We start from the raw sequence: 19,391 nt of genomic DNA on the forward strand, positions 1-19,391 counted from the left end.
TTAGAGGGAGTCTAATACAAGAGGGGAAGGATTTAAATGATTGCAAATGAAATAACAAAACAAGTGAATCTAAGCTTAAAGAATGGAAAAGTTAATCCTGAAGCAATTGGTTGGGCGAGGAAGCCATTCATAAATTCGAACGTATCAGGAAGTTTTCTTCGTAAGAAAAAGTGGAATTATTGGTGTGTAACAAGTCCTGATGTTTTATTTTCAGCAACGATTTCACATATTGACTACGCAGCAGTCTTGTTCGTCTACATTTTAGATGTAAAGACATTAGACTTTCATGAAAAAACAATTCTTATCCCGTTAGGCAAAGGTTTGTCGATGCCAAATGGAGTACAAGAAACGATTACATTTAATCATAAAGAGATGACGATTTACTTTATCGATCAGGAAAATGAAACACATATAAATGTGTCTTGTCCAGATTTTGATGGAAAAGGAAATGATCTTACTGCAACAATTGCTTTAGACAGACCTGAAGACTATGAATCATTAAATGTTGTTGTACCATGGAGTGAATCAAAATATCAATTTACTTCTAAGCAACCAGTCATACCTGCCAAAGGAATTGTAAAGTGGGGGAACCGTGAATTTAACCTAGATACTAACAATGCTTATGGCTGTCTAGACTATGGAAGAGGAATTTGGAAATACGCTTCTACTTGGAACTGGGCTTCCGCTTCAGGTGTTTCGGAAAATCATCTTATTGGTCTTAATTTTGGTGGACAATGGACAGATGGAACAGGTCAGAACGAAAATGGAATCCTTATCGATCATCGATTACATAAAATACATGAAGATATGATCTGGGAATATGATACAGAGGACTATATGAAACCTTGGAACTTAACGACCAAAGGATCTGATCGTGTGAAACTCATTTTCACCCCTATATTTGAGCGAGTCGCAACAACAGATGCAGCAATTGTTCAGTCTAGTGTACATCAAATGATTGGTCATTTTAATGGAAAAATTATTAGTGATGAAGGAGAGAAAATTGAGATAAAAGACCTCTTCGGCTGGGCTGAAGACCATATGGCCAAATGGTAGTGTATACTTAAAGGTGAAGTGATTATATTGATGGAGGGATTTAAACATGAGTAGTTTACCAAATTGTCCGAGTTGCAATTCGGAATTTGCTTATGAAGATGGTGTGATGCTTGTTTGTCCTATGTGTGGACATGAGTGGGTACCAGATGCAGGAGAAACAGAAGAACAAGGACCTGTTATCCGTGATGCAAATGGGAATGTTCTTGAAGATGGGGACACTGTAACATTAATTAAGGATTTAAAAGTAAAAGGTAGTTCAACACCATTAAAACAAGGTACGACAGTTAAAAATATAAAACTAAAAAGTGGTGACCATGATATCGATTGTAAAATTCCTGGTTTTGGTCCAATGGAATTAAAATCAGAATTTGTTAAAAAGATATAGGAGCATACTTGCCGATACATTTTCAAAATAATATAGTGCTCGCAGTCTCATTACCTATGACTTCAGTCCATTGTACAGAGTAACGAATTATGATTGTATAGAAAATACCGTCTATTCTAGCCGTCAGAAATTAATTAGAAATATATGAGAATGTTTAAACAGCAGACGCATAGGATATAGGGAATTAGTACATATCATAGGGAGTGGGGAAGTATGGACAAGGATTTAAATCAAAGACCTGAAGATGAGAAAGAACCAAGGGTAGAGGAACAAGAACTAAATACTGGTCAGAATGATACGGTTAATGAACACGCATCTACACAAAAAGCAGAATTTACTCATTATGAAGAGCGGGCAATAGATGAGACGTCTATGGAAAATATCGAAATGAAGACAAAGTCGTCTGATAGCAAAAAGATTAACTTTGACTTTGAAAAGAGCTTAGACGAGACGAAAGGTATTTGGAAAGATGCTATATTAAGACCACACTCACTAATAAAATCAACACGAACAATAAGCATCGAAACAAGTATCATTATTTTTGTAGTATTATCAATTCTTATTGGAGTCGTTGCTTATTTTGCTTACCGAGGTTATTTGGATGCTGTTACTGGCGGATTAGGTGGGTTATTTGCCCCTGATGTTGGTATTAGCTTTATGTTCCAAACAATGATCGGATGGCTGATCACTTTTGCAGTGGGGTATTTTTCTTTATACTTCATGTTACAATTCTTCGGAAATAATAAAATGAAACACAAAGCATTATTGACGAAGTATACGCTTGTTAACATTCCTTTTGCATTAGTCTTCTGTTTAATATTTATCTTATTTGGTTTCTTATTACTGGATTATTTCTTTGTAATGTATATTTTCGGCCTTATGCTTTTTGGTATGATTCATGTGTACTTATTCTTAGTTAATATTGATAAACCAAAATACGACTTATTCTGGCTAATCAGCGGATACTTACTCGTACTAATCATTCTAACTTACCTTGTTAGCGGCATTAATATCCCAGGGTTTTAATAAAGGCTCTTAGGGTTCAATTGGGTAAGGAGGAAAAACCCGCTTCGGAAATATACTACGCTTTCCGCGGGCGGCTGGTGAGCTCCCTTGCACGCTTTGCGCGCTTCGGGATCTCACCTAAGCCTTTCCTCCCGCTGGAGTCTCCGTATATTTCCGAAGCTCAATTTGGTCCTCTTAATACTTATGTGATGAAAACTCAAAAATACGCTTTAATACAACCTAAATATAAAAACACCCTATGGTTCAGGAAGTGCTTCTTCCTTACATAGGGTGTTTTTCTGTATTAGTCTTCTCTTATATTTTTACGATCTTTTTTGAAGAGTTTCGATAGTAATTCATATACTAAAGGTACAATGAATAGCGTGAGTACGGTCGAACTTGCTAGTCCCCCAATAACTGTAATACCTAAGTCTCTGGAGACAAGTCCACCACCGCCACCGTCAATTGCTAATGGAATCAATGCACCCATCGTTGCAATAGCAGTCATTAGAATCGGACGCAGACGAGTTCCACCAGCTTCAATGATTGCTTGACGTAAATCCATACCAGAGCGCTCCATCTTGATAATTCGATCGACGAGCACGATAGCATTCGTGACGATAATCCCGATTAACATGAGAAGTCCCATCATTACCGTTACAGAAATGGTCTGGTTTGTTAGGTATAGTCCTACAAACGAACCGATAATAGCAAACGGTAGTGAGAATAGGATAGCAAATGGTGCGATACCTTCACTGAATGTAACTACTAAAATGAAGTATACAATCGCGATGGCTGCTAGCATTGCGAGTCCTAGCTGTGTAAATGTTTCTTGCATATCAGCTGCAACACCAGCAATTCCAACTTCTACGCCTCGAGGCAATTCTAGGTCTTCAATTGCTTCATCAACTTCAGATGTCACAATAGAAATATCTTGATCTAAAATTGTTCCTGAAACCGTTGCATAGTATTGGTTATTACTACGGTCCAACTGATTCACTGTAGAATCTTCTTCTAATGTTACAAGATCAGATAGAGGTAAAACCGTCCCAGGTTGTGTCACAATAGGAACTGGGATTTCAAGTAATTCCTCAATTGAAGTTGCAGCAATTTGTTCTTCTTGCTGCACAATGACATCAAGTGTTTCTCCATCCTTTTCAACAGTAGTTACAGTATTTGACGGAGCACCACTACTTAGCATTCCAACAATTTGGCCAGTCGTGAGACCGTATTGTAGTAATTCGGCTTGGTCGATTCGAAGGACTTGTTCTACATATGCATCATCCGTTGTAGAGGATACATCTTCTAGTCGATTATTGTCAGCCATTACTTCTTCTACCATTGCTACAGCTTCATTAAGGCTATCCAAGTTTTCACTATAGAATGTGTAGCTTAATTCATCAGAGCCAAGCCCACCCATTCCAGAGAAATCTTGACTAATCCAATTTCCTGAATGTTCAAGTTCATCGAGATATTCCACAATGTTGTCTCGAACCTCTGGGAAATCATCCATTTCAGGATCGAAGGTAACAAACATTAGGGCACCGCTACTACCAGGCATCATTGCAGCAGCTGGATCAGATGAATCTGTAACAGATACTTGAACGATCTCAATATCTTCACGTTCTAATAATTCTTGTTCTACTTCTGTAATGTTTTCAAGTGTTTCATCACTTAACTCACCAGTTGCAGGTGAATATGTTAGATACATCACTTTTTCTTCATCACTACCAAGGAAACTAAAGCCAATTAGTGGCATTAAGAATAAACTTCCTACTAGTAATGCAATTGCAGTTACTGAAGTGATTACTTTATGATTTAAGGTCCACTTTAAAGCCTTTTTATAGCCACTTGTGAACTTACCTTGCTTTTTAAATTTAACTTCTTTACGAGTGTCATACAATTTATTTTTAAATAGGGTGTGTGATAATGCTGGTACAATTGTAACTGCGACGATTAATGAAGCAACGAGTGCTAGTGACATCGTTAAAGCAAATGGCATGAATAATTCTCCAACCATTCCGCCAATGAATATCATCGGTGCGAAAACGGCAATAGTTACTAGAGTAGAGGAAAGAATTGGTTTGAACATTTCAAGTGTTGCTTCACGAATCAATTCTCTACCATATAGTTTCTCTTCTTTCAGATGCAATCTACGATATATATTTTCTACAACAACAATGGAGTCATCGATAACACGACCAACTGCAACGGTCACTGCACCAAGTGTCATAATGTTCATTGTAATTCCTAACCAGTTTAGAACCAAGAACGCGGCAAAAACGGATACTGGAATTGATACAATGGAAATAATCGTTGATTTAATATCACGTAAGAAAAGAAGGATAATTAAAATCGCAATCAATCCACCAAATACAGCTTTTTCAAGCATTGTATTGATCGAGTCTTGGATAGGCTTTCCTTGATCCAATGAAACATCAACAACTAAGCCCTCGAATCTTTCCTTTTCTTCTTCCATTAAAGCTTTTACATCATTTACAACATCAACAGTGTTTGCTTGCTGTCCTTTAATGATTTGAATAGCGATTGCATCTTCACCATTAGTACGTGAAACAGATTCCACTTTACCAACAATTTCAAGCTCTGCAATTTCACCAAGTGTAATGAATGGAGAAGGATAGGTTTCAGAAGGTGTAACCGGAATGACTAATTCCTCTAAATCTTCTGCTGTCATAAACTTCCCATCAACTGAAACTGCTTGCTCACCTTCTTCAAATTCAAAGAGACCAAGTGAAACGGCCATGTCACTTGCTTGAATCATATCTTCTACATCTTCTTGCGTAAGCTCAAGTTCTTCTAAAAGATCCTCATCATAAGTGAGCTCGACTTCTTCAATGTGTTGACCTGTCATTGTTGCAGATGCAACACCATCTAATTTTTCTATGTTTGGAAGTATTGCTTCATTTACTATAGAAGTAAGCTCAACAATATCATCTTCTGTACTACTAACGCTCAGTGCCACGACAGGCATCATATTTAAACTAATTGCAGTAATAAATGGCTCTTGTACATCATCTGATAGTGTAAGAGCATCGATGGAATCTTGTAATAGTCTGCGTTTTTCAGCCATATCAATTCCGTATTCATACTCAATCTGGATATTCGATATACTTGAAGATGAATTCGAAAAGACATTTTTTACATCTTCTAAATCTTCGACTGCTCGTTCTATTGGAATGGATACTTCTTCCATTACTTGTTCAGCAGTAGCTCCAGGATGAACGGTTGTTACCATTAAATATGGTATCGTAATATCTGGAATGGATTCTGTTTTCATTTGTGTTCCCGAATACATACCTGTTGCAGCAATAATAATGGTCAGAATCCATACTGCAAGTTTGTTTTTCAGAACAAAGTTAACTGTACCTTTCATTTTGCACCTACCCTTTATTGACTTGTTTCATACAAGTATTTATAATATATGACTAGTTGGTCATAAGTCAAACAGAAAAGCTGGAAAGCGAGCGAATTTAATGATAAAAAAACAAATGATAATGGAAAAATCATTAGAGCTATTTGCCAAAAATGGATTTAATGCTACCTCTATTCAAGAGATTACAGATCAATGTGGGATTTCAAAAGGTGCATTCTACCTATCCTTTAAATCAAAAGATGCTTTAATACTTTCATTAGTGGAATATTTTTTAAAAGAAGTCACAGCTGAAATTGACCAACTGGTCAGTGAAAGTAAAAAAGAAGAATTGCCATATAATTATTTTTATTACCATTTTGAAAATTTATCCGAGAAATCGAACTTTACAAAAGTTTTTATGAAAGAACAAACCCATTTCTTAGATAATGAGCTCCTTACGAAGATACATGGATATGCCGATTTAATCCAGCAATCTATATTGACGATGTTACGAAAAACATATGGGGATAAGATAAAGCATATGGAGCACGATATGGTTTATACCGTACAGGGTTTGATAAAATCATACACAGAGGTATTTCTTTTAGAAAATATTCATTTAGATGTAGCGAGACTAGCGACATCATTAACAGAGAAAACCGACCTCCTTGCAACGTATACGAAAAAACCATATATTCCTGAAGAAATCCATAATCATCTAGATCTGATGCAAAAGCAAGGTGCATTCTCACAGGAACAATTACTGGAGATTTTAGATGAAGCACTAGAAGATATAGAACCTTCTATTGTAAAGGATTCTTTAGTATTATTAAAAGAAGATTTGCTCCAACCATCGATGAGTCCAGCCGTGATTCAAGGTTTGATTATGAATATTAAAGACCATCCGAATTGTAAATGGGCAGGTTTTGCCTTGAAAAATTACTATCAAGAACAATAAAGTATTTTAAAAAAGCTGATACAAAACAATACCTATTCGTTTTGTATCAGCTTTATTTTGGTTTTTACAATTCGTTTTACTTTGCAGCTACAGTATTGATCGTTTCTGCTCCGGAGATACCTGGTGATGTTAAGTTTTTCAAATCTAGAATTGCATCTACTTCTTGTTCTGTTAATACTCCAATATCCACACAGATTTCTCTGATAGGTCTATTTGTTTCAACAGCGATTTTAGCAATTTCAGTTGCTTTTTCATATCCTACATATGGATTAATTGCAGTAACAAGTGAGATACTGCGCTCAACAACATTACGACAGTGTTCAATGTTCGCAGTTATTCCATCAATTGCATAGTCTCTAAATACGCGAACACCATTTTCAAGAATGCGAATAGATTCTAATAAATTGAAAACAAGTACAGGCTTCATTACGTTTAATTCAAGCTGACCATTTTCAGCAGCCATCGCAATCGTTGTATCATTCCCTACTACTTGGTAAGAAACCTGATTCATTACTTCACACATCACTGGGTTTATTTTACCTGGCATGATAGAAGATCCACTTTGACGCGCTGGAAGATTAATTTCCTGTAAACCAGCAGTTGGCCCAGAACTCATTAAGCGCAAGTCATTCGCGATTTTCGATAAGTTCAGTGCATTTATTTTTAACATACTTGAAACTTCTGTATATACATCTGTATTTTGAGTCGCATCAATTAAACTTTCACTACTTCTTAAATCAAATCCTGTAAATTCTTTTAGATATGCTACTGCCTTCTCTGTATATTCTGGAAGAGCATTAAGGCCAGTCCCGACAGATGTCCCGCCAAGATTAAGTCCAAGCATGCCATCAATGGAACGCTGGATTCGGTTTAAATCTCTATTTATAACAGAATAGTACCCAATGAATTCCTGACCAAGACGAATAGGTACAGCGTCTTGTAGGTGGGTTCTTCCCATTTTTATTACATCATCGAATTCTACTGCTTTTCTTTTTAGCGAATCAACTAGAATTGCTAATTGTTCTGTTAAGCGATGTAATCTTTCAATGATAGAAATATTAACTGCTGTTGGAAAAACATCATTCGTTGATTGTGCCATATTCACATGGGAATTTGGACTAACGATGCTGTAATTTCCTTTATCTTCATTCAAAAGTTCAAGGGCACGATTGGCAATGATTTCGTTAGCGTTCATGTTAAATGAAGTTCCTGCTCCACCTTGGATAGGATCTACAATAAATTGATCATCAAATTTTCCAGTGGCTACTTCCTCAGAAGCTTCTACAATTGCATTAGCTAACTTTTCGTCTAACTTTCCAATTTCACTGTTAGCAAGTGCTGCTGCTTTTTTCACTAAACCAATTGCGTGTATTAAAGTTGAATCCATTTTATATCCTGTAATAGGGAAATTATCTTTTGCTCGAAGACTTTGAATTCCATAATACGCCTCTAAAGGTATCTTTTCTTCACCTAAAAAATCTTTTTCAATACGATATCCCATTGCTGCATCCCTTTCCATTCTCAATATTGTTCATGAAGATAAAAAACGGATATTTTGCTCGTTATTATCTATGCTTTGAACAGATATTTATATGATCATATAATAAATTAACACCAAGTTCTATTGTACATTTTATTCACTTGTTTGTCAGTAGCATAAAGGTGAAATTCTACTAATTTATAGGGTTTGTCATCAGATTTTCATGGTTAAGACTTTCTTTTTTGCTTTTGTCAGTTTCTATGGTGTGAAACGATGAATTGTGCTAAAATAGAAAGGGTGAATTCTTATTCTTATCGGTGTTTTTTTGGAATTCTTAGATTGATAGGATGAATTCTGGAAGCACTTTCAATTTTAAAAATTAGATAGAATGATAAAGTATCTAAGTTGCTGTTGGATAATGTGGTTAAGCCACGTCTTTCGGGCGCTTGCGCCTTTGTTTTAAATACTACTAATTATAAGGAAGCGGTTAATATGAGTAACAAGAGGGAAAGCACGGATGTTATTTTAATAGGTGCGGGTATCATGAGCGCTACACTTGGGACACTTATTAAAGAGTTAGCTCCAGATTGGTCGATTAAGGTTTTCGAAACGTTGGATAAAGCAGGGGAAGAAAGTTCTCATGAGCTTAATAACGCTGGAACAGGTCATGCAGCATTATGTGAATTGAACTATACCTCAGAAAACGCAGATGGAACGATAAATGTTACAAAAGCGAATAGTGTAAATGAACAATTTCAGGTTTCACTGCAATTCTGGTCCTATTTAGTAAAGAAGGGCTTACTTACACAACCAGAAAAGTTCATTCGCGCATTACCACATATTAGTTTAGTAGAAGGCAAAAGAAATGTGGAGTTTTTAAAGAAACGTTATGAATTAATGAGAGAAAATCCATTATTTGAGGATATGGAATTTACGGATGACCCAGCAACATTAGCAGAATGGCTTCCACTGATCATGAATGATCGTGTATTGGAAGATGAGATTGCTGCGACGAAAATTGATGCTGGAACAGATGTGAACTTCGGTGCGTTAACTCGTAAGCTATTTGAATACCTTGAGGAAATGGATACGGAAATTAATTATAAACATAAAGTAGAAGATTTAAATCAAACAGAAGACGGCTGGGAAGTTAAAGTAAAAGATTTAAAGACTGGTGAAGTAAGCAGTCAGTTTGCGAAATTCGTCTTCATTGGTGCAGGTGGAGGAAGCTTACACCTTTTACAGAAAACCGGTATACCTGAAAGCAGGCATATTGGCGGATTCCCTGTGAGTGGAATTTTCCTTTCATGTAATAACCCAGAAGTAATCGAACAGCATCATGCAAAAGTATATGGAAAAGCAAAAGTGGGAGCACCACCAATGTCAGTCCCACATTTAGATACCCGTTATATTAACAATGAGAAATCATTATTATTCGGTCCTTATGCAGGTTTTTCACCTAAATTCTTGAAAACAGGATCGAATCTAGATTTAATTACTTCTGTAAAAGCAAGTAACGTATTTACGATGCTAGCAGCTGGGGCAAAAGAATTGCCATTAACGAAGTATTTAATTACACAAGTTTTACAATCAAAAGAACAGCGTATGAAAGAACTTCGTGAGTTTATCCCAAATGCCAAGAGTGAGGATTGGGATCTAATTGTTGCTGGCCAACGTGTGCAGGTGATTAAAGATACAGAAGAGGGCGGAAAAGGAACATTACAATTCGGTACAGAAGTTGTTACTGGAGCGAATGGTACAATTTCTGCACTTCTTGGGGCATCTCCAGGTGCATCAACAGCAGTTCAAGTAATGCTCGACATATTAAATCGTTGTTTCCCAGAAGAAATACCTGGGTGGGAAGCGAAGATTATCGAAATGGTACCTTCTTTTGGGCGAATTTTAAGAGAAAACCCAGAGTTGCTACGTGAGGTTAAACGTTCAACAGCTGAAACGCTGAAACTAGATACCGCAGATGATAAAAAAGAATTAGCATATAATTAATCAAAAAAGACACCTAAATCATAAATTTGGGTGTCTTTTTAGGTTTTTATGGGAATAGAATAATATAGGGGAACATTTGAATTCTTCCTATGTATCCCATATACTAAAATGTACATTAAAACAAAGGATGGTAATATTGAAAATTGACGAGTTTCAAGGGAAAACGGTTTATATTAGTGGAGCAGCTTCAGAAATTGGCTTGGCACAGTCAGAGGAGTTTCTAAAGCTTGGTGCAAATGTTTTTGCGATTGATCGTGAAGAACGAGACTTACAAAGGCTAAAGCAGGAGTACCCAGACACTTTTTCCTATTGGATAGTAGACGTGAGAATTCAAGAAGAAATTGCGGAGAGCTTTACAGTTGCTCTCAATCAGTTTAGAAAAATTGATATTCTAGTAAATACTATAAGTAGAACTGTCGATAACAAAGCATCACTCGATACGACGGAAGATGTATGGGATGATGTCATGGAAATGAATGTGAAAAGTATTTATTATATAACAAACCTGATGTTGCCTCATATGATGAAATGGGACAATGGAGTAATTATTAATATGGCTTCACTAGCAGGTGGCGATGCTGCTTACACAACGGCAAAACATGCCATTCTTGGTTATACAAAACAATTAAGTGAAGACTATGACGAAAAAGGAATTCGCGTATATGCCGTTACACCAAATGACGCTGCAATACCTTTAGAAGTAGCAGCACAGACACTGTTACTTGCTAGCGAATCAACCGTTTATAAATCAGGAACCGTGATCCAAATTGACGATAATCCAGCAGTAAAATAATCATAAACCAAGAAGTCGAGCAAACCAGCTTGGCTTCTTTTTTCAGTATTTTTAAAACACACTTAATTAATTCATGAAAATACTGTATAATTAAGAATAATTATAAATAAATAATGGATAACATTTAAATAGAAAATAGATAGGGTTGAAAATGATGAAAATAATAACTGTAGAACAAATTGCTCGCAAGTTTAACTTGGAGGTTCTCGCAGGTGAAAAGGCACTAGATAGAAAGGTCTCAAAAAACAAAGCACATCGCCCAGGTTTAGAGTTTATTGGATACTTTGATTTCTTCCCGACAGAACGCGTACAAGTACTTGGACGGAAAGAGATTACCTATCTACGTCAACTCAGTTTAGATGAGCGAAAATTACATATAGGCAACATCGTAAACTACCATCCCCCATGCTTTATCGTAACGAGAGATCAAGAGGAGTTAACTTATTTAGAACAATACTGTAGCGAAGAAAATATTCCTCTCTTACGTACAAGAGAAAAAACAGATGACTTTATTGCAAAGCTAGATGGCTTTTTAACAAAATCTTTAGCTGAAGAAATTGCAATCCCTGGAGTTTGTCTAAATGTATTTGGAATTGGAATTTTACTTCGAGGAGATTCTGGGATTGGTAAAAGTGAAACGGCTTATACTTTAATTGGACGAGGCCATCGTTTGGTAGCTGATGATATCGTAGTCCTTAGAAAACTCAGTCACCAAACAATATTGGGAACTCATAATGAAATGAATAAAGAATTTTTGGCACTCCGAAGTGTTGGTTTATTAAACATCGTGCGCGTTTATGGAAGTAAGTCGTTTCAAGAAGAGACGCGAATTACCCTAGATATTGAACTAACGAAATGGGGCAAGCATGAATTAAATAACGAGCTTGAACTCAATACAGAATACACAAATTATATGGGAGTAGAAATTCCTCATATTAAAATCCAATTGCAACCAGGGCGTGATGTTGCTGGATTAATCGAAGCTGCAGCGAATAGCTGGTATTTAAAGCAGCAAGGTTATAGCGCGGCGCAAGAATTTATTGAGCGAACAGAGAACTTTAATGACTAATTTTAAACAGGGTGGCTATTGTCGGATGACAGCTGGCACCCTGTTTTTTTGTGCAGTATTTTGTTGAATTAGTGTGTTGGGGTTGCCGGTTGGAGTGTAAATGCTGAAGTTGTAACAGGATATGCTGAAGTCGTCACAGAAAATGCTGAAATGGACACAACTTATGCTGAAGTCGCAACACAATATGCTGAAGTTCACAATCGGTAGGGTGAATCCCGAAGTTTTCACAGAATATCCCGAAGTGGACACAATATATCCCGATATCGCCATACAATATCCCGAAGCCGTCACACAAAATCCCGAAGTTCACAATTGCCACTACACAAACTAGCAAATATTCAACTATTATATTTACATTTCACTCAAAAAGCTCTAAACTATTTAGAGGCACGAAGTATTATGCGCAAAAAACTTAGGGGAAGGCGAACAAGATGTCTTTTAGAGAAGAGTGGACACAGCAATTTAAATCATATAATAAAAATATTCGCCTTGCGATTATAGCTAATATCCTTACACAAATAGGGCTTGGCGCTTTTATGGTAGTATATAACTTTTACATACGAGAGCTCGGACTCTCACAAAATGTGAATGGTGAAATTATAGCTTTAACATCGCTTGCGACTGCATTGATCCTTGTACCGGCAGGGATTTTAAGTGACAGAATCGGAAGAAAAAAAGTGATGGCGATTGGAATTCTACTTGGTGGAGTTATTTTAACTGTGAGAAGTATTGTAGAATTGGAGTCCTTCTTGCTTGGAGCAGGTTTTGCGACGGGGATCTCTCTAGCCTTTTTCCAAGTATCTATTATTCCATGGCTTGCTGAAAATTCAGGACCGAAGCAGCGAATTCATTTATTTAGTTTGCATTCGGCAGTAATGATGGCAGCCAATGTAATTGGAAACCTACTTGGTGGTGGGCTTACTGATTTTTTCTCCCTTTTTACAACTGAATTAATGAGTATTCGTTATACATTAATTATCGGGAGCATATTTTACATATTAGCCTTTTTCCCAATTGTAAAAATGACGGAAAAACCAAAGCCGAAACAAACATCAAAAGGAACATTCAATTTAAACAACTTTGTCACGAAAAATAAAACGGGATTAAAAATCATTGCATTATTTGCCATCGCACAATTGATTATCGGAACAGGAAGTGGACTGGTTATTCCGTATTTAAATCTTTATTTTGCGGATCGCTTTGATGCATCGACATCTGTTATTGGATTAATTATTGCGTTAGGACAAGCAGCTACAGCTGTTGCCATGTTTATTGGACCAATGGTAGTTAAACGATTAGGAGAAGTGCGGGCTGTTGTTACCTTACAGCTATTATCCTTGCCGTTTCTACTAGTCACAGCATTTTCAACGAATCTATTATTAGCAACGCTCGGGTTTCTATTTAGGCAAGCCCTTATGAATGCGGGTAACCCTATTCAATCGTCGCTCATGATGGCAAAAGTCGATGATTCCATGAAGGGGCTCGCCAACTCTGTAAACCAAATGGTATTCCAGCTTGGCTGGGCATTCATGGGTCCAGTGTCTACGGGTATCGTCCTTAACTACGGGTCTTATTGGGGTTATGCGAATGTCTTTACGATTACAGCTGGATTATATTTGATTGGATCACTTTATTTTTACTTTGTATTCCACTCGTTAAAATCCAATGATTCTACCTAAATTTGTCTAAAATAGGATGAATTTATCATAGACATCTGACTAGAAAATGATACTATTAAGTTAAGAGACTATTGGGATGTGATGGCCATGAAACTTTGGATGAAGAAAATAGCGGTTGTAATGGTTGCGATATTAACCCTTGGAACATATACACCTGCAGCATTACTTGATATCCATGGGGAAGATAATAAAAATAATCTATCATCGAAATCTGATTCCGTTACCGTTGAGAAGCAGCAAGTAAGTGATTATCAAACGACCCTTCAAGAAGAAGTCGATTATTTGGCGAGTATCCAAGCCCAAGCGAAAGCTCAAAGTCTATTAAAATTTGGTCCGCGAATTGCTGAACAAGTGGAGGATGAGTTTATATCGATTATCCTACCGCAAATAGAAACAGTATTGGCAGATTTATTCGCTGAAGCAGACGAAGACACAGTGCCTTACTACGGCATTACAGAAAACCCAGCAAACGGATATGGCGAGCGAATTTTTAATGTAACGGACTTACGTACAGAGGAAGATTTAGCGAAATTCCACGTACGCCGCGACAATCGTCCACTAGACGGGTATTACTTTAACTTCCATTATCACCTAAGCAATGACGGATTTAAAGAACATCACCATATCGGTGACATCTACTGGGATAAAAATACACCACCGAAATGGATGGCTTAAAACATAAATCAAAGGAGTGCTGCATCCAGCACTCCTTTTTAATTATTTGCTTCCTTTAAAACCTCTCCAATTTTCTTATCCTGAATAACCAAATCTGCATACATATCTAATGGTGTAGGTTCTTGATTGACGATAACAAGCTTCGCGCCATTTTCCTTTGCTAGCATTGGAAATTGATTAGCAGGGCTCACCGTCAGTGACGACCCTAAGACAATAAATAAATCAGATTTCTCCGTCGCTTCAATTGCTAATTGGAAAGCATCTTGAGGAAGACCTTCTCCAAATAATACTATTGAAGGCCGAAGCACACCACCACATTTACAATAGAATTCTTCTTTTACATATTCATTACTATCAAATTCACGACCACAACTTTCGCAATGGACTTTTTGTAAGGTGCCATGCAGCTCTGCAACATGCTTGCTTCCAGCTTCCTGATGAAATCCGTCAACATTCTGTGTAATAATCGCTTTTACTTTCCCTGACGTTTCCCATTCAGCAAGAATCTCATGGCCTTTATGCGGACCATATTCTTTCACACCAAGCACTCTTTCACGGTAAAAAGCAATGAATTCATCGACATTATTATTTAATGCTTCTGTACTTGCAAGCTTTGTAGGGTCTTTTGTTTTCCATAGTCCCTTATTCGCCGATCTAAAATCTGGCAAGCCACTTTCTGTTGACATCCCAGCTCCAGTAAAGACAACTGTATACTTTGCATCATCAATCCATTTCTTTAGCATACAATCCCTCCCATCTATTACTTCTAGTATAGCGAGAATTTCAAAACGATCCAGACATATCAAATGAATTGACTTAGGGTTTTTGATATGATATTAAATAGATGGATTAGCACTTCAGTGTCGAGAGTGCTAAAGACTAATAAAAATATTTACATATGAAAAATGAAGGAGAGAGAAGCATGACGAAGATTGAATTTAAAGCGGAATCGAAGAAATTATTAGATATGGTAATTAACTCTATCTACTCGCAACGAGAGGTTTTCCTGCGTGAATTAATTTCTAACGCAAGTGATGCGATTGATAAGATTTATTACCGTGCTCTAACGGATGACAAGCTTACTTTTGATAAAGACAATTATTTTATTAAAATTGATACAAATAAAGACGCACGCACGTTGACGATTACAGATACAGGAATTGGTATGACAAAGGAGGAGATGGAATCAAATCTCGGAATTATTGCGAAAAGTGGTTCGCACCAGTTCAAAGAAGAAAATGAAATAAAAGATGGCCATGATATTATTGGTCAATTTGGTGTTGGTTTCTATGCTGCATTTATGGTGGCAGATAAAGTTACTGTGACAAGCCGTTCAATTGATAGCGAGGAAGCTTATGTTTGGGAGTCTAATGGTCCAGACGGTTATACGATTGAGGCTGGAGAGAAAGCTGATGTTGGAACAGAAATTGTTCTTCACATTAAGGAAAACGGAGAAGAAGAGAACTACGATGAGTACTTAGAGGAATATCGTCTAAAACAAATTGTGAAAAAATACTCCGACTTTATTCGCTATCCAATTAAAATGGATGTAACCGAAAGCCAGCTAAAAGAGGGCACAGAAGACGAGTATGAAGGTGTAATTACAGAAGAAACACTAAACACAATGGTTCCAATCTGGAAGAAAAATAAAAGCGAACTAACAGATGAAGATTATGAGAAATTTTATAATGAAAAGCATTATGGTTTTGATAAGCCACTAAAGCATATTCATCTTCATGTTGATGGTTCTGTCCGTTATGATGCGATTCTTTATATTCCTGAAAGTGCGCCGCATAACTACTATACAAAGGAATTTGAAAAAGGACTTGAGCTATATTCAAGTGGTGTGTTAATCATGGATAAAAGTCCAGAGTTACTACCAGATTATTTCAGCTTCGTAAAAGGACTTGTAGACTCAGAAGACTTATCACTGAACATTTCCCGTGAGATGTTGCAGCATGATCGCCAACTCACGATTATTGCGAAAAACATTAAAAAACGAATCAAACAGCAATTAACGCAAATTTTGAAAAACGACCGTGAAGGCTATGAGCGTTTCTACGAGTCATTCGGGCAGCAGTTAAAATTCGGTGTTTATAGTGATTTTGGCCAAAATAAAGAAGAACTACAAGATTTAATCCTATTCTATTCTTCAAAAGAGAAGAAATTAGTAACACTTGAAGAATATGTCGAACGCATGCCAGAAGACCAGAAGTATATTTATTATGCACAGGGTGATTCGGTAGACCGTATTGATAAACTACCTCAAACGGAACTTGTGAAAGATAAGGGTTACGAGATTTTATACTTCACAGATGAGATCGATGAATTCGCGATTCGTATGCTGATGAGCTACAAGGAAAAAGAATTCAAAAACGTTTCAAGTGGTGACCTAGGAATCGAGCAAGATGAGAAGGAAAAGGAAGAAGAAAAAGAAACAGCGAAAGAGCATGAAGAGTTATTCAATAAGATGAAAGATATCTTAGCTGATAAAGTTACAGCCGTTCGTGCATCAAGTCGTTTGAAATCACATCCAGTCGTACTTACAGCTGATGGAGATATTTCAATCGAGATGGAAAAAATTATTAATGCAATGCCAGATAACCAACAGATAAAAGCTGAAAAAGTATTAGAATTAAACGTTAACCATGATATCTTTAAAGCGTTAGAAAAAGCTAAAGACCAAGGCGAAGATCAGCTTGCGCTTTATACAAACCTGCTTTACAACCAAGCACTACTAATTGAAGGTTTACCAATTGAAGACCCAGTAGCGTTTACGAATGATATTTGTAAAGTAATGCTTTAATTTTACTAGAAGAATATTTATACAAAAAAGGAGCTTGGTCATTATTAACGGGTTCAGATACGGGGGAGAAAAACAGTAATAACGGTGTTAAACGCACACTATTTAACAAGTATTTCTCAAGCGAATTCACAGTATAAATAGCAAGCAAAAACGCTCAGATTTTTTCTGAGCGTTTTTTTACGTAAAATTTATTATCCTTATTCAACTCCCGTTACTAAAACTAAGTTTTGAAGAACATTAACTATGTCCCAAAGTTACCAAAGAACATAATACCTAAAATCCATATAAGTATAACAAACAGAAATAACATACCAGTAGAGGAAATGACTAATGTAACTACTTTTAATGGACCTCTCGCACTAAAAAGTGCAGTAAAAAATGAACCCAACAACAGCAATAACATCAATGATAATGTCCAATAATCCCATTCAGGTGGGGGCACTAATGCTGAGAAAATAAAGTATAACAATATATTAGCAATAATCAATATCAATGAAATTAAGCTAAGATATTTCTTCATATGCTACCTCACTTTCTTTAAACCTGAACACATCTCAATTCTTCCGCTCCATTAGTAGAACTTGAAAAAAGAGCGACAAATCTAGCATAACGATTTTCAAGTAAAGCACCAGTTTGTTGAAGATGTACTATATCAACAAAAGTACGCTGAAATTCCATACAATTATTGTAAATGAAAGAATTAACCAAAATGTACTTTTATAAGTATCCTCATTGTTTTTTACCTTTTTTAATATAGATACAAGGTTGGCACAGAACACAATACTTAAAATTGGTGATAAATAAAATCCAATTACCGTTGCAATACCTATCATAAAATCCCCCTAAAATAAATAGTTCTTATTCCACAAACCTGCCTCGTTAGTTGAACAAGGTCGCCCTGTTTCTCTTGTCTATATCTTAACATAAATTCCCAAAATTCTTTCTCAAAAATAGAATAAATCATTATTAGTGCCTCAAATAACATTCAATTTAACATAGCTGTTAACAATCGATTTAGCAGCTAAATTGCACACTGTACATAAATCTATGTACTTTCGCTAATGAGGTTGCTATTTACCAAGTCAATTAAGGTGTTAAAAACGAATAAATCTTGTCATATCAATAAAAATAGGAGTACGAAACGCTATGCGAATTGCACTCCTATTTATTGTGTTATTTATTGTTTTCTCTCCCATAACTGAACCCGTTAGGTCATTATAAGCTCCTTTTTATTTCTCATTTACACCACATAAAGTATAAATACAACTAAAGATAGAATTGCTAGAAATAAAATCATAGCCGTATCTTTAAAGGAATCCCCGATTCGAAGATGTGTAAGAACTCCTCCTATACCGATAAATACAAGTAGTAGTGCTCCTATCATCGCCATATATGGAGCCCAATAGCCTATGATTAATAAAATAGCCCCTACTATTTCTAGGATTCCTGTCACAACTCGAAAACCTTGTGACAATTTCCAACGTATAAAGTTTTCTATATGCATTTTAGAGCCTGTTACTTTTCCAACTGCTGCTATTTCCATATTTATTATGCCCTCCTTTAAATTTTACTTAGATAAAGAGTTACGAATAGCGATAGATTGTTTGCTAATCTTATGGTAGTGAAAAAGTCATTATAACTATACGTATAAATCATGAAACGTAGAACGGATTTCCAGAATTGAAATAATGCTATTGAAAGAAGGAAAAAAGCCTTTTTTGTAGAAGTAATAAAAATAAAGGAGTGTTTATATGAAAAGTCCGATTATGAACCAAATAGGAACCGTATTTATTCCAGTGAGTGATCTAGAGAAAGCGCGAGATTGGTACTGTGATATTTTAGGAATAAATCCAGACGGGGAAATTCAGTTTGGACATCTCTACGTTATTCCAATGGAAGGCACGAGAATTGTGCTAGACAGTAAGATTTATTCTGAGGATAAAGTTTTTAAAACACCAGCATTCCACATCAACACGAAAAATATTGAAGAAGCCTATCAGTTTATGAAGAATAAGGGAGTACATTTGATTACCGAAATCGAACATAATCATTTTTTTAATTTTAAAGATCCAGATGGAAATCTATTAATGATATGTGAATGTTGATCT

The 19,391-nt window shown here is 36.2% G+C and carries 16 protein-coding genes; 11 read left to right on the top strand and 5 right to left on the bottom strand.

Annotated features, from left to right (window positions below; genetic code table 11):
* Positions 1-36: 36 nt before the first annotated feature.
* The 3 genes from ACXYMZ_RS01100 (at position 37) to ACXYMZ_RS01110 (ending at position 2,467) form a co-directional block, all read left to right on the top strand.
* Positions 37-1,056, top strand: a complete 1,020-nt coding sequence (locus tag ACXYMZ_RS01100; RefSeq protein ID WP_458946503.1) for a DUF2804 domain-containing protein — start codon at positions 37-39, stop codon at positions 1,054-1,056.
* Between the two features lie 46 nt (positions 1,057-1,102).
* Positions 1,103-1,441 (top strand): zinc ribbon domain-containing protein YjdM, encoded by a 339-nt coding sequence (locus ACXYMZ_RS01105; protein WP_458946504.1) that lies wholly within the window; start codon positions 1,103-1,105, stop codon positions 1,439-1,441.
* Between the two features lie 213 nt (positions 1,442-1,654).
* Positions 1,655-2,467, top strand: coding sequence for a hypothetical protein (locus ACXYMZ_RS01110; RefSeq protein WP_458946505.1), 813 nt, complete (start codon positions 1,655-1,657; stop codon positions 2,465-2,467).
* 283 nt (positions 2,468-2,750) lie between these two features.
* On the opposite strand, the gene ACXYMZ_RS01115 is transcribed toward ACXYMZ_RS01110, so the two are convergent.
* Positions 2,751-5,840, bottom strand: a complete 3,090-nt coding sequence (locus ACXYMZ_RS01115) for an efflux RND transporter permease subunit (protein WP_458946506.1) — start codon at positions 5,838-5,840, stop codon at positions 2,751-2,753.
* Between the two features lie 121 nt (positions 5,841-5,961).
* Here ACXYMZ_RS01115 and ACXYMZ_RS01120 point away from each other — a divergent pair, with 121 nt between their 5' ends.
* Complete coding sequence (locus ACXYMZ_RS01120; RefSeq protein WP_458946507.1) at positions 5,962-6,777, top strand: TetR/AcrR family transcriptional regulator; 816 nt, start codon at positions 5,962-5,964, stop codon at positions 6,775-6,777.
* Between the two features lie 76 nt (positions 6,778-6,853).
* Here the strand turns inward: ACXYMZ_RS01120 and ACXYMZ_RS01125 are convergent, their stop codons facing one another.
* The gene (locus tag ACXYMZ_RS01125; protein WP_458946508.1) at positions 6,854-8,296 is read right to left on the bottom strand and encodes an aspartate ammonia-lyase; all 1,443 of its coding nucleotides are present in this window, start codon (positions 8,294-8,296) and stop codon (positions 6,854-6,856) included.
* 381 nt (positions 8,297-8,677) lie between these two features.
* On the opposite strand from ACXYMZ_RS01125, the gene mqo reads away from it, so the two are divergent.
* The 5 genes from mqo to ACXYMZ_RS01150 all read left to right on the top strand — a co-directional run bounded on the left by mqo (position 8,678) and on the right by ACXYMZ_RS01150 (position 14,477).
* Positions 8,678-10,261 carry a malate dehydrogenase (quinone) gene (mqo, locus tag ACXYMZ_RS01130; protein WP_458946901.1) on the top strand — a complete coding sequence of 528 codons (1,584 nt, stop codon included), beginning with the start codon at positions 8,678-8,680 and terminating at the stop codon, positions 10,259-10,261.
* A 136-nt stretch (positions 10,262-10,397) separates the two neighbouring features.
* Positions 10,398-11,054 (top strand): SDR family NAD(P)-dependent oxidoreductase, encoded by a 657-nt coding sequence (locus ACXYMZ_RS01135; RefSeq protein WP_458946509.1) that lies wholly within the window; start codon positions 10,398-10,400, stop codon positions 11,052-11,054.
* Positions 11,055-11,208: 154 nt separating this feature from the next.
* Positions 11,209-12,123: an HPr(Ser) kinase/phosphatase gene (gene hprK / locus ACXYMZ_RS01140; RefSeq protein WP_458946510.1), complete on the top strand. Its 915-nt coding sequence runs from the start codon at positions 11,209-11,211 to the stop codon at positions 12,121-12,123.
* Between the two features lie 431 nt (positions 12,124-12,554).
* Positions 12,555-13,802, top strand: coding sequence for an MFS transporter (locus ACXYMZ_RS01145; protein ID WP_458946511.1), 1,248 nt, complete (start codon positions 12,555-12,557; stop codon positions 13,800-13,802).
* A gap of 87 nt (positions 13,803-13,889) precedes the next feature.
* Positions 13,890-14,477 (top strand): YpjP family protein, encoded by a 588-nt coding sequence (locus ACXYMZ_RS01150; protein WP_458946512.1) that lies wholly within the window; start codon positions 13,890-13,892, stop codon positions 14,475-14,477.
* Between the two features lie 38 nt (positions 14,478-14,515).
* Here ACXYMZ_RS01150 and ACXYMZ_RS01155 read toward each other — a convergent pair whose 3' ends face one another.
* A complete protein-coding gene (locus ACXYMZ_RS01155) occupies positions 14,516-15,220 on the bottom strand; it encodes an NAD-dependent protein deacylase (RefSeq protein WP_458946513.1) in 705 nt (234 codons plus the stop codon).
* Between the two features lie 179 nt (positions 15,221-15,399).
* Here ACXYMZ_RS01155 and htpG point away from each other — a divergent pair, with 179 nt between their 5' ends.
* Positions 15,400-17,283, top strand: coding sequence for a molecular chaperone HtpG (htpG, locus tag ACXYMZ_RS01160; RefSeq protein WP_458946514.1), 1,884 nt, complete (start codon positions 15,400-15,402; stop codon positions 17,281-17,283).
* A gap of 241 nt (positions 17,284-17,524) precedes the next feature.
* On the opposite strand, the gene ACXYMZ_RS01165 is transcribed toward htpG, so the two are convergent.
* Both ACXYMZ_RS01165 and ACXYMZ_RS01170 read right to left on the bottom strand, forming a co-directional pair.
* On the bottom strand, positions 17,525-17,803 hold the full coding sequence (locus ACXYMZ_RS01165; protein ID WP_458946515.1) for a histidine kinase: 279 nt from the start codon (positions 17,801-17,803) through the stop codon (positions 17,525-17,527).
* A gap of 720 nt (positions 17,804-18,523) precedes the next feature.
* Entirely contained in the window at positions 18,524-18,826 is a 303-nt protein-coding gene (locus tag ACXYMZ_RS01170; RefSeq protein ID WP_458946516.1) for a DoxX family protein, read from the bottom strand.
* A 208-nt stretch (positions 18,827-19,034) separates the two neighbouring features.
* Here ACXYMZ_RS01170 and ACXYMZ_RS01175 point away from each other — a divergent pair, with 208 nt between their 5' ends.
* Positions 19,035-19,388, top strand: a complete 354-nt coding sequence (locus ACXYMZ_RS01175) for a VOC family protein (protein ID WP_458946517.1) — start codon at positions 19,035-19,037, stop codon at positions 19,386-19,388.
* The last annotated feature ends 3 nt before the right edge of the window (positions 19,389-19,391 follow it).

Source organism: Oceanobacillus sp. CAU 1775 (assembly GCF_054482815.1).

Bases quoted from the DNA above. Each gene is read 5' to 3' on its own strand.
- ACXYMZ_RS01100 (WP_458946503.1), top strand. From the start codon at position 37: ATGATTGCAAATGAAATAACAAAACAAGTGAATCTAAGCTTAAAGAAT.
- ACXYMZ_RS01105 (WP_458946504.1), top strand. From the start codon at position 1,103: ATGAGTAGTTTACCAAATTGTCCGAGTTGCAATTCGGAATTTGCTTAT.
- ACXYMZ_RS01110 (WP_458946505.1), top strand. From the start codon at position 1,655: ATGGACAAGGATTTAAATCAAAGACCTGAAGATGAGAAAGAACCAAGG.
- ACXYMZ_RS01115 (WP_458946506.1), bottom strand. From the start codon at position 5,840: ATGAAAGGTACAGTTAACTTTGTTCTGAAAAACAAACTTGCAGTATGG.
- ACXYMZ_RS01120 (WP_458946507.1), top strand. From the start codon at position 5,962: ATGGAAAAATCATTAGAGCTATTTGCCAAAAATGGATTTAATGCTACC.
- ACXYMZ_RS01125 (WP_458946508.1), bottom strand. From the start codon at position 8,296: ATGGAAAGGGATGCAGCAATGGGATATCGTATTGAAAAAGATTTTTTA.
- hprK (WP_458946510.1), top strand. From the start codon at position 11,209: ATGAAAATAATAACTGTAGAACAAATTGCTCGCAAGTTTAACTTGGAG.
- ACXYMZ_RS01145 (WP_458946511.1), top strand. From the start codon at position 12,555: ATGTCTTTTAGAGAAGAGTGGACACAGCAATTTAAATCATATAATAAA.
- ACXYMZ_RS01150 (WP_458946512.1), top strand. From the start codon at position 13,890: ATGAAACTTTGGATGAAGAAAATAGCGGTTGTAATGGTTGCGATATTA.
- ACXYMZ_RS01155 (WP_458946513.1), bottom strand. From the start codon at position 15,220: ATGCTAAAGAAATGGATTGATGATGCAAAGTATACAGTTGTCTTTACT.
- htpG (WP_458946514.1), top strand. From the start codon at position 15,400: ATGACGAAGATTGAATTTAAAGCGGAATCGAAGAAATTATTAGATATG.
- ACXYMZ_RS01165 (WP_458946515.1), bottom strand. From the start codon at position 17,803: ATGAAGAAATATCTTAGCTTAATTTCATTGATATTGATTATTGCTAAT.
- ACXYMZ_RS01170 (WP_458946516.1), bottom strand. From the start codon at position 18,826: ATGGAAATAGCAGCAGTTGGAAAAGTAACAGGCTCTAAAATGCATATA.
- ACXYMZ_RS01175 (WP_458946517.1), top strand. From the start codon at position 19,035: ATGAAAAGTCCGATTATGAACCAAATAGGAACCGTATTTATTCCAGTG.